The 10,558-nt window shown below is 44.6% G+C and carries 5 protein-coding genes; all 5 read left to right on the forward strand.

Features of this window, described 5'->3' with window-relative positions; genetic code table 11:
• Positions 1–17 precede the first annotated feature (17 nt).
• Positions 18–4,511 carry an nSTAND1 domain-containing NTPase gene (locus QUA16_RS21580; RefSeq protein WP_333105608.1) on the forward strand — a complete coding sequence of 1,498 codons (4,494 nt, stop codon included), beginning with the start codon at positions 18–20 and terminating at the stop codon, positions 4,509–4,511.
• Positions 4,512–4,566: 55 nt separating this feature from the next.
• Positions 4,567–5,757 (forward strand): WD40 repeat domain-containing protein, encoded by a 1,191-nt coding sequence (locus QUA16_RS21585; protein WP_333105609.1) that lies wholly within the window; start codon positions 4,567–4,569, stop codon positions 5,755–5,757.
• Positions 5,758–6,101: 344 nt separating this feature from the next.
• Positions 6,102–7,715, forward strand: a complete 1,614-nt coding sequence (locus tag QUA16_RS21590) for a penicillin-insensitive murein endopeptidase (RefSeq protein ID WP_333105611.1) — start codon at positions 6,102–6,104, stop codon at positions 7,713–7,715.
• A gap of 441 nt (positions 7,716–8,156) precedes the next feature.
• Positions 8,157–9,770: an aminotransferase class I/II-fold pyridoxal phosphate-dependent enzyme gene (locus tag QUA16_RS21595; RefSeq protein WP_333105612.1), complete on the forward strand. Its 1,614-nt coding sequence runs from the start codon at positions 8,157–8,159 to the stop codon at positions 9,768–9,770.
• A gap of 99 nt (positions 9,771–9,869) precedes the next feature.
• Positions 9,870–10,463: a precorrin-6Y C5,15-methyltransferase subunit CbiT gene (gene cbiT, locus QUA16_RS21600; RefSeq protein WP_333105613.1), complete on the forward strand. Its 594-nt coding sequence runs from the start codon at positions 9,870–9,872 to the stop codon at positions 10,461–10,463.
• Positions 10,464–10,558: the final 95 nt, after the last annotated feature.

A 10,558-nucleotide genomic window follows, 5' to 3' on the forward strand; every position in this document is an offset into this window, starting at 1 on the left:
GTCGGGGGGATTAAAGAATGTCGGAGATTAAACGCAGTCTGGCAGTGGTGATTGGTATCGATCGCTATTTTAACAACATTCCCCCCTTGCAAACAGCAGCCAATGATGCTCAACAACTTGCCCATCTGATCGAGGAAAAGTATCAATACCAAGTTTTGTTACTGTTAGATACAGATGCCACTCTGTCTAATATCAGCGAGCTCTTGGCAGGCTTTGCCGAGAAAATACTGGTTTTTCCCGATGGCAATAAAGTGCAAGTTGCAGCGGACGATCGCATTTTGTTCTACTTTGCCGGACATGGCATCGCCTTAGATGGACTCGACAATGCAGAAGGCCCGGCTGGCTTTTTGATTCCTCAAGATGGTGAACGAGATGATAGCGACACTTGGCTGTCGATGCAGCGATTGCACGATAGCTTAATCCAACTGCCATGCCGCCATTCGTTAATTATCCTGGATTGCTGCTTTGCTGGGACTTTTCGCTGGGCGGCAGTTCATCGGGAGGCAGTGCGATCGCAAAAAGTATATCGCGAACGGTACGCTCGCTACACATCAGGCTGCGCCCAGCAAGTCATTACCTCAGCAGCGCATGATGAAAAAGCCGCCGACTCCCTGTATCGGTTTGGACAGCGAAGCGAAAGTTCCAATCACTCTCCCTTTGCAGAACTTTTACTCAAGGCGCTTGAGGGAGAAGCAGACCTTACCAAAGATGGCGTGATTACCGCAACCGAACTCTATGCCTATTTACAATCAGAATTCGGCAAAATAGCAGCTAAACAAACCCCTGGTTTTGCACAGTTAAAACACCATGATAAGGGCGAATATATTTTTATTCTTCCTGGTTTTGACATTAATCAATTGCCCCCCGCCCCCAAACTCAATGAAAACACCAATCCCTACAAAGGATTACAATCATTTGAAGAAGCAGATAGCGACAAATTCTTTGGGCGACAGGATTTAACTGAAAAATTAGTTGAATTCGTCACAGAACATCCCTTAACTGTGGTTCTAGGCGCATCAGGTTCAGGGAAATCTAGCTTAGTCAAAGCTGGATTACTTCCCCAATTGAAAAAAACTCAACCCAACTGCCGCATCCTCTCTCCTATTCGTCCGGGTGAGTCTCCTTTCAGTGCTTTAAACTCTGCCCTAGAAAACGAAAATTTACCAGAATCACTTATCTCTAACGAGTTGGTTTCTGACAAAGACTTACCAGAAGCCAGCACTAGCTCTACCACTTTGGAAAAAGGACAAACTTTGCAAAGCTTGTTATACAAACTCAGTGCATGGAAAAACTTTAATTCACACACAAAATTGCTGTTAGTCATTGACCAATTTGAAGAATTAGTGACTCTCAGCCAAGATAGCCAAGAACAAGAATTATTTTTAAACTGGTTAGAAAAATCCTTAGAAACTCTCCCTGATTGCTTGCGAATCGTCATAACTTTACGTTCAGATTTTGAACCTCAATTTAGAGATACAGCATTAAAGCCCTATTGGAAAAAATCACGATTTGTTGTTCCCGCCATGACACGGGAAGAATTACGCCAAGCGATTGTCGATCCTGCTGCTGCTAAGGTAATGTATTTTGAACCGGCCACGTTGGTAGACCAATTAATTGATGAAGTCGCACAAATGCCCGGAGCACTACCTTTACTTTCTTTCACCCTGAGCGAACTTTATTTTAACTATATTAAAAACGTCAGAGAAGGGAAAAGAAATAATCGGGCAATTACTCAAGAAGACTATGAAGAATTGGGCGGAGTTACACGCAGTCTCACCCAAAGAGCAGACGCGGAATATGACGAATTACTTAAAAGCGATCGTGCTTATGCAAAAACCATCCGCCACATCATGCTGCGAATGGTAGCTGTAGGCGGTGGTGAATTAGCTCGCCGGCGGGTATTAGATGAAGAATTAATTTATCCCGAACCGGAAAATCAACGAGTCCAAACAGCCCTTGAGCAATTTTGTGCCGCACGTCTATTAGTAAAAGGGCGAGATACCGAAGGCAAAAGCTATGTTGAACCGGCTCATGATGTCTTGATGCGAGGATGGCAAAAGCTAATAGTTTGGGAACGAGAACATCAGGAAAATTTAATTTTGCAGCGCCGACTCACCCCAGCAGCTATAGAGTGGAAAAGCAAAGAAAAACCACTTAGTTTTCAAGAAAAAATAGAACCCCTTGTTAATGTTATAGACAGCAGCCTCCTCTCTTTTAAAAACGTTTTTGACCAGGTTAATGCAACTTTGATTAAAGTCTGGAAGCGCAAACCCAGCCTCCAAAAACGCCGCCAAGAAAAACAAGAAGAATTTCTCTGGGATACCAACCCTTATCTGAACGTATTAGACGAACATCTCAAATATGATGAAAATTGGTTTAACGAAGTAGAGGCTGAATTTTTACAGCGCAGCCTCCGGCGCCGGCGTAACAACCTCCGCCGCAAAATTAGCCTGATTGCTACAGCCTTTGCTGTGACATTAGGATTTCTCTTTTATCAATGGAATCAAAATCAACAAGCCCAAAGCAGAAGCTTAGCGCTATCGGCTGAACAACTTTTTAGCTCCGATAGAGAATTAGATGCTTTGATAGAAGCTTTAAAAGCCAGAAAAATAATGAAACAGGCAGTTTGGGTTTCTTCAAACACGCAGGAGGAGGTTGTGTCAGCCCTGCAATCTATTATTTATCGCATCAGAGAATCCAATCGCTTCAAAGGTCATAATGCTCCTATTCATAACATCACTTTTAGTCCTGACAATCAAATCATTGCCTCTGCTAGTGCAGACAATACGATTAAAATTTGGAAATCAGATGGCACTTTACTCAATACCCTTTCGGGACATACCAACGAAGTTTATAGCATTAGTTTTAGCCCAGAAAGTCAAATTATTGCCTCTGCTAGTGCCGATGGAACGATTAAACTTTGGAAACCGAATGGCACTTTACTCAATACCATTTCTGGGCATAAAGGGGCGGTCTTGAATGTTAGTTTTAGTCCAGACGGCAAGACTCTTGCCTCTGCTAGTGCGGACAAGACAATTAAGCTTTGGAAACCCGATGGCACATTCCTCAAAACCATTCAGGATAAAGCTCCAGTCATTAGTGTCAGTTTTACCCCAAACGGACAGACTATTGCTTCTGGCAGTGCGGATGGAACGGTCAAGCTTTGGAAACTCGATGGCAGTTTACTGAAAAGTTTTTCTGGTCATAAAGCGCCGGTTATGAGTGTTAGTTTTAGCCCGGATGGTGAGGTTATCGCTTCATCAAGTCAAGACAAGACGGTAAAAATCTGGAAACCCGATGGCACTTTAGTTAAAACTATTGAGCATAATACTCATATTTTCAAGGTTAGTTTTAGCCCAGACAGTAAGTTGCTCGCCTCATCAAGTGCTGACAATATTGTTAAAATTTGGAAACGCGATGGTACTTTGCTGAATACTTTAACTGGACGGAGCCCTTCTTTTAGCCCCGACGGTCAAACTCTTGCCTTTGCCGGCATTGATAATAGCATTGAACTGTGGAAGTTAAATAATAGCTTACGTAAAACTTTGACGGAGCAGACTGATATTGTTTTGGGTGTTAGTTTTAGCCCCAAAAATGACACATTGGCTTCGGCAAGTGCTAACGGATTGGCTGGAGTTTGGAAACGAGATGGCTCTTTATTTAAAACGCTTTCTGGGCATCAAGCACCAGTTTATAGCGTCAGTTTTAGCCCCGACGGTCAAACGATCGCCTCTGGTAGTTTGGATAGCAAAGTAAAACTTTGGAAACAAGATGGCACGTTGCTGAATACGCTTTCTGGTCATAAAGCTCAAGTTGTGAGCGTTAGTTTTAGCCCTGATGGTCAAACGATCGCCTCTGGAAGTTATGACACCACAGTGAAGCTTTGGAAGCCAGATGGTACCTTGCTCAATAATCTTTCTAAACATAGCGGTTCAGTTATGAGTCTTAGTTTTAGTCCTGACAGTAAAACTATTGCTTCAGCAAGCCTTGATAAGACCGTCAAACTGTGGAAAATGGATGGAACTTTGCTCAATACTATGAAGCATGAGGCTCAGGTTTATGGCGTTAGTTTCAGCCCAAATGGTGAGACTCTTGCCTCGGCTAGCAATGATGGCACGCTTAAAGTTTGGAAAACAGATGGCACTTTGCTCAAAAGCTGGACTGGGCATAGGATGGCAGCTAATAGTATCAGTTTTAGCCCGGATGGCAAAATATTAGCTTCGACGGGTGACGATAAGACGCTGAAATTCTGGAAACCGGATGGCACTTGGATCGCTACTCTGCCGGGGCATACTGCGCCGGTTCGCAGTCTTAGTTTCAGCCCTGATGGTAAGACTTTGGCATCGGGTAGCGATGATACGACGATGATTTTGTGGAATTTGGAGGGATTAGAACTCGATGCTTTATTAAAGCATGGTTGCTTTTGGATGCGCGATTATTTCAATAATCCTAATGTCAATCTTAGTAAAGAAGACCGCCAGGTGTGCGATCGCATAAATCGCGACTCTTAGATGGTCAAAGTAGAAGCCTCTAAATATTATTCAGGGTTAAGGGAGGAAATCAGCTATGGAGTTTAAGGCTATATTTGGCAAAGAAAAATACCACAATTTTTTCATAAAATTGACTGGTTTTGGTAGTTTAGCATTGATATTAGCGTATTGCTTGACAGGGTGGCAGTGGCGATCGGTAGAAAAAGCGACAATTAAAATGCACAGTATGGATGCAAATTTACTTTTTAATCAAAAAACCAGATTGGGGTATTACAGAATTATTCAAGTTCAGGATGTGGCACAGATCCAGCAGATAGATCCCTCGGCAGAGCAACAGCGTTCTGTTTGGAGTGTCGCTTTTAGTCCCGATGGTAAAACCCTCGCTGCTGGGACTTTCGACCAAAGTATCAAATTTTGGGATGTGGCTAAGGGCACAGTTATTAAAACTTTCAGAGGCGCTCAAAAAGGAGCTTTGAGTATTGCTTTTAGTTCTGATGGCAAAACCCTCGCTTCTGCAAGTTTCGACAACACGATCGAACTCTGGGATGTGGCTACTGGTAAATCTATTGACAGGTTAACGGGTCATAAAAATTGGGTTTTGAAGATTGCTTTTAGTCCTGATGGTAAAACCCTTGCTTCTGCGAGTAGCGACAAAACTATCAAACTCTGGGATGTGGCTACTGGTAAACTCATTCACACCTTGACCGGTCATCAGAGTTGGGTTGAGAGTTTTACCTTTAGTCCCGATGGTAAAACTCTTGCTTCTGGGAGTAGCGACAAAACTATTAAACTTTGGGATGTGGTTACGGGTAAACTGATTCGCGCTTTGACAGATGGCAAGAATTGTGTTTTGAGTATTGCTTTTAGTCCTAATGGTAAAACTCTGGCTGTTGGCAGTTTTGACAACAAAATCATACTGTGGGATTTGGCTGCGGGTCAAATTTTTGCAAGCTTGAGGGGCCATCACCAAGGGGTTTTGAGTATCGCCTTCAGTCCTGATGGCAAAACTCTCGCTTCTGGGAGTTTCGATGACACGATCGGACTCTGGGATATGGCGACGGGTAAACGGATTCAAACTTTGATCGGCCATCAGGACTGGGTTGAGAGTGTCGCCTTTAGCCCTGACGGTAAAATGCTGGCTTCTGGAAGCTGGGATCGGACGATCGCACTCTGGGATGTTGCGGAGGGTAAGCCTGTTCGCACTTTGGCCGATCGCAATTATCAGCCTGCTGGGAAAATCGCTGCTTTTTGGGCGATCGAACTATAGCAATTCTCAAAGATTCGTGAAATGGGTCAATCGATTTTAGATTTTAGATTTTAGATTTTAGATTGACTTGCGCGAGATAAATGCGGGGGCTTGAGGATTTTCGATTTTGGATTGATTCCACGGATAAATCACTTGGCGGGTACCACCTTTGAAATTCCTGGTCAGGTATTTGGACGATCGACAAAGCTGAATTTAGTTTTCGGGGATATAGTGGTTGCGATCGGCTGTTACTCAGGAGTCATTATGTTAACCATTCCGTTACCTTGCCATTGGCATTGGCGAAGATCGCCTTCCTAAAAAGCGATCTTGCAACAGAAAAACACACTCTAAAAAGGAAATTAACAATGGTATTAGAAATCAATCGCAACTTACGCTATAAAACTTTGCAACATAACCATACCCACTGCACGGCACATATTGGTTTCACAGCAGAAGAACTTGAGCAGTTCAGTTGGGGAACGCGTGGTCTTTTTGAACAAATGCCTGCCAGTGGAGTTGGCTATGAATGTTACGGAATCCCTGACAAGTGCTATGGTCACTCAAACGTCCTTCAGGCTCTCCAATACATCTGTACCGAGTGGGCCAAACTCTATCCCAATGGGCCTCGGATTGGCATTGGAAATATTAGTCTTCCAGACGGAGGGCCGATGCCACCCCATAGCACTCATCAACACGGACTCGATGTTGATATTGCGCCTGTTGCTAACACTGATGAAGAAATTACTCTCACCTATTACGATAGTAAATACTCTCGCCAACGCACTCAAGAATTGGTAGATTTATTCTACAATAATCCAATTTTGGGTATTCGGACAATTCTATTCAACGATCCACAAATTACAGGGGTAGAATTTTGGGATGGACATGACGATCACCTTCATGTGAGTTTCCTTTCCCCTGGAATTGATTCAGCTCCCTACAGCAGCGACGAAGACGGGGATTTGCGTCTGGTGATACCTCCGATGCAGGGAGAACGAGTCAGCAAACTTCAAGAAGATTTAGCCAACGTTGGCATTTCAGTTACAACAGATGGTATCTTTGGCACCCAAACTGATGCCGCAATCCGAAAATTTCAGGCTGAACAAGGCTTGCAGGTTAATGGAATTGCGGGATTTGTAACGCAAACTAAACTGACACAATTAATTTCTGGACAGTCTCGTGCTGTTTCCAGCGAACCATCCGGGCTGAAACTCCAAGACGTGATTGACCAAAAGCAATCGATTCCTTTTGATGATATTGACTCTGGAGTGTTAGTTGAAGATCAACTATTCTGTGCAGAAATTCAAACCATCTTACGCGCTAATCATCTTTTAGAGGTTGTTGATGGGATTTACGGCACTCAAACGCAAGAAGCCTTAAGAAGTTTTAAAGCCAGCCGTAAACTTGATGGCGGGGATGTGTTAGGGGCAACAACCGCTAAAGCTTTACTCGATGCCAAGCAGGGTGCTGGAAAGTTACCTGATTGGAAAGGCGGTGATAAAAATGCGACGGTTGAGGCAATTGTTAAAGAAGCTCATCGCCAAGGGATTACGTCTCAAGCTCAAATTGCTTACATTCTCGCAACCGTTGAACATGAAACAGCAGACAGTTTCCAACCCGTGCGAGAATCTTATTATTTGGGCGAACCAGAAGGGGAAAATGACCGCAAAACCCTACCCTATTATCCCTACTATGGACGGGGCTATGTGCAACTGACCCATGATTACAATTACCGGAAATATTCAGATGTGTTAGGGCTAGATTTAGTGAATGATCCGGATCTTGTCATGAATCCTGATATCGCACTCTTTATCCTAGTTGATGGGATGAAATGGGGTGCATTTACGGGGATGAAACTGGATGACTGTATTTCTGGCAACAATACGGATTTCTTGAGTGCCCGTAAAATTATCAATGGTACTGACCAGGCAGAACAGATTCAAACTTATGCCATGAACTGGCAAACCCAATTAGGGTAGAACTTGTGGCGATCGCGACTCAATAATCTACCTTGAATTAAAGCTTAACTTTGATAGCTTTTGGGTCAATCGGTTAAAGCGTCTTGGTAGTTTGTGACAGTAGTGCGCGATCGTCCAAAACTTCCTCACAACAGTAAGCTAAAAAAAAGCCGCAGACTGTGGTATGATTTTATGCTTTAACTGAAACCACAGCCCCTAAACAAACCATAAGTAAAGCAGTAGCTAGAATGTTCAACTGTTTGGGTTTCATACTTAAGGAGTCCATATTCAGTCATTTTAGAGAAGTTTGAAATTGAGACAGTGTTGCTTGTGGCCGATTGCAAGGAAAAAGGCAGCCGTCGATGCGATCGCGGAATTGCCCGCAAGGGTTTCAGCAATTAATAACCTCCAGTGAAACCTCGGCGGTTGCTATAATTCCAAATAATCAAATCAGGATTAAGCGTGTCACCAGCAAACTCTCAACAACAAACGCCTCTATTAGATGCCTTGCGCGATCGCACAAATCACCCGCACACCCCATTCTACGCCCCCGGACACAAAGGCGGACAAGGAATCTCTCAATTCCTAATTGACTTATTCGGTGCGGCAGTATTTCGATCGGATTTGCCGGAATTGCCGGAGTTAGATAATCTCTTTAACCCAGAAGGTGCAATTGCTGAAGCCCAAGACTTAGCCGCAGAAGCTTTTGGAGCAAAATCAACTCGGTTTTTGGCTAACGGTTCGACTTGCGGAATAATCGCCGCCATCTTAGCGACTTGCGGCCCAGGAGATAAAATTATCCTACCTCGAAATATCCACTCCTCGGCGATTTCTGGTTTAATTTTATCGGGTGCAATTCCAATTTTTGTCAATCCAGAGTACAACCCGGATTGGGATATTGCCAACAGCATCACCCCAGAAGCCACAGCCGCAGCATTAGAACAACATCCCGACGCGAAAGCAGTAATGATAGTTTACCCAACCTATCACGGCGTCTGCGGGGATTTGCGCGTGATCGCCCAAATTACCCATCAATACAACATACCGTTATTAGTAGACGAAGCCCACGGCGCGCACTTTAACTTTCATCCAAGCTTGCCCGAACCAGCACTATCAGCCGGTGCCGATTTAACAGTACAATCCATCCACAAAACCCTCGGTGCAATGACACAAGCATCGATGCTGCACGTCAAGGGATCTCGCATAGATATCCAAAAATTAAATAGAGCATTGCAGTTAGTACAATCTACCAGTCCGAGTTACTTATTATTAGCATCCCTAGACGCAGCCCGCCAACAAATCGCACTCCACGGCAAAGAATTAATGGCGCAAACTTTACAGCTAGCAGAAAAAGCGCGATCGCGCATTAGTCAAATTCCCGGATTATCAGTTTTAGAACCATTAAATACACCGGGTTTTTCAGCATTAGACCGCACCAGGCTAACAGTAAAAGTATCAGATTTAGGAATCACAGGATTTGCCGCCGATGAAATTCTGCACTCTCAACTCGGTGTCACTGCAGAATTACCAATGCCGCAACATTTAACATTTATTATCAGCTTGGGAAATACAGAATCAGATATTGACAATTTAGTTAAAGCTTTTACGATTTTAGAAGGAAGAAGGAAGTTCGGCAACGGATTCTGTAACGGATGTAACGGATGTCAGGAAGAAGGAAGTTCGGCAACGGATGTAACGGATGTAACGGATGTAACGGATGTAACGGATGTCAGTCCGATGGAAGTCGGAAGAAAGAAGAAGTCCGAGAGAAGAAGTCCGATGTCCGATGGAAGATTGGCCCACTCTCCCACTCTGCCACTCTCCCCCTCTCCCCCTCTCCTTTCCCCCCGCGAGGCTTTCTTTTTTCCAGCGGAAACAGTACCTGCAGACAAAGCAGTCGATCGCCTGTGCGCCGAACTCATCTGTCCCTATCCCCCAGGAATACCAGTCCTGATGCCCGGTGAAATCATTACCCCAGCAGCCGTTGACTACCTGCAACAAATCCTTGCCGCCGGCGGAAAAATCACAGGTTGTAGCGATAGAAACCTCCAAACTCTCAAGGTTGTGCGACAGTAAATATTAAGGCTTGGGGGAAATTGGGAGAATTTCTACTTCTTCCGCGAGTTCCAACTGCGGTCTTGCTTCAATCAAAAATCAAAAATCAAAAATATAACTATGCTTTGGCCCTACGTCACTCCAGGCATCCCGGATGACTTATTTGAACGTTTACCGGGAATTCCCATGAGTAAGCGAGAAGTCCGACTGCTATTAATCTCCCACCTGCGGCTGCAAGCAGATTCAGTGGTGTGGGACATCGGTGCAGGTACTGGTACGATCGCCGTAGAAACAGGTTTGCTGTGTCCCAAAGGTCGGATTATCGCCGTCGAAAGGGACGAAGAAGTAGCAAGCTTGATTCGCAGAAATTGCGATCGATTCGATCTCGACAACGTAGAAGTCATAGAAGGCAGTGCCCCGGAATGCCTGGAAAACCTGCCGCAACCCCCCCACCGAGTTTGCATCGAAGGAGGTCGCCCCATTAAAGCCATTCTCCAAGAAGTTTGGCGGTACTTGCAACCCCACGGTAGAGTTGTCGCCACAGCATCGAATTTAGAGAATCTTTACGCCCTTTCCGAAGGGTTCGCCGAGTTACAAGTCCGCAACATCGAGGTAGTCCAGTCCGCCGTCAACCGCTTGGAGACTCGCGGCCTGAGTCAAACCTTTGCCGCCGTCAATCCCATATTTATTCTCAGTGGCGAAAAGCTGGATTAGAAGTTAGTTGACAGTTGGCAGTTGACAGTTGACAGTTGACAGTTGACAGTTGACAGTTGACAGTTGACAGTTGACAGTTGACAGTTGACAGTTGA

The organism is Microcoleus sp. S13_C3, assembly GCF_036700905.1.
Taxonomy (GTDB): domain Bacteria; phylum Cyanobacteriota; class Cyanobacteriia; order Cyanobacteriales; family Microcoleaceae; genus Microcoleus.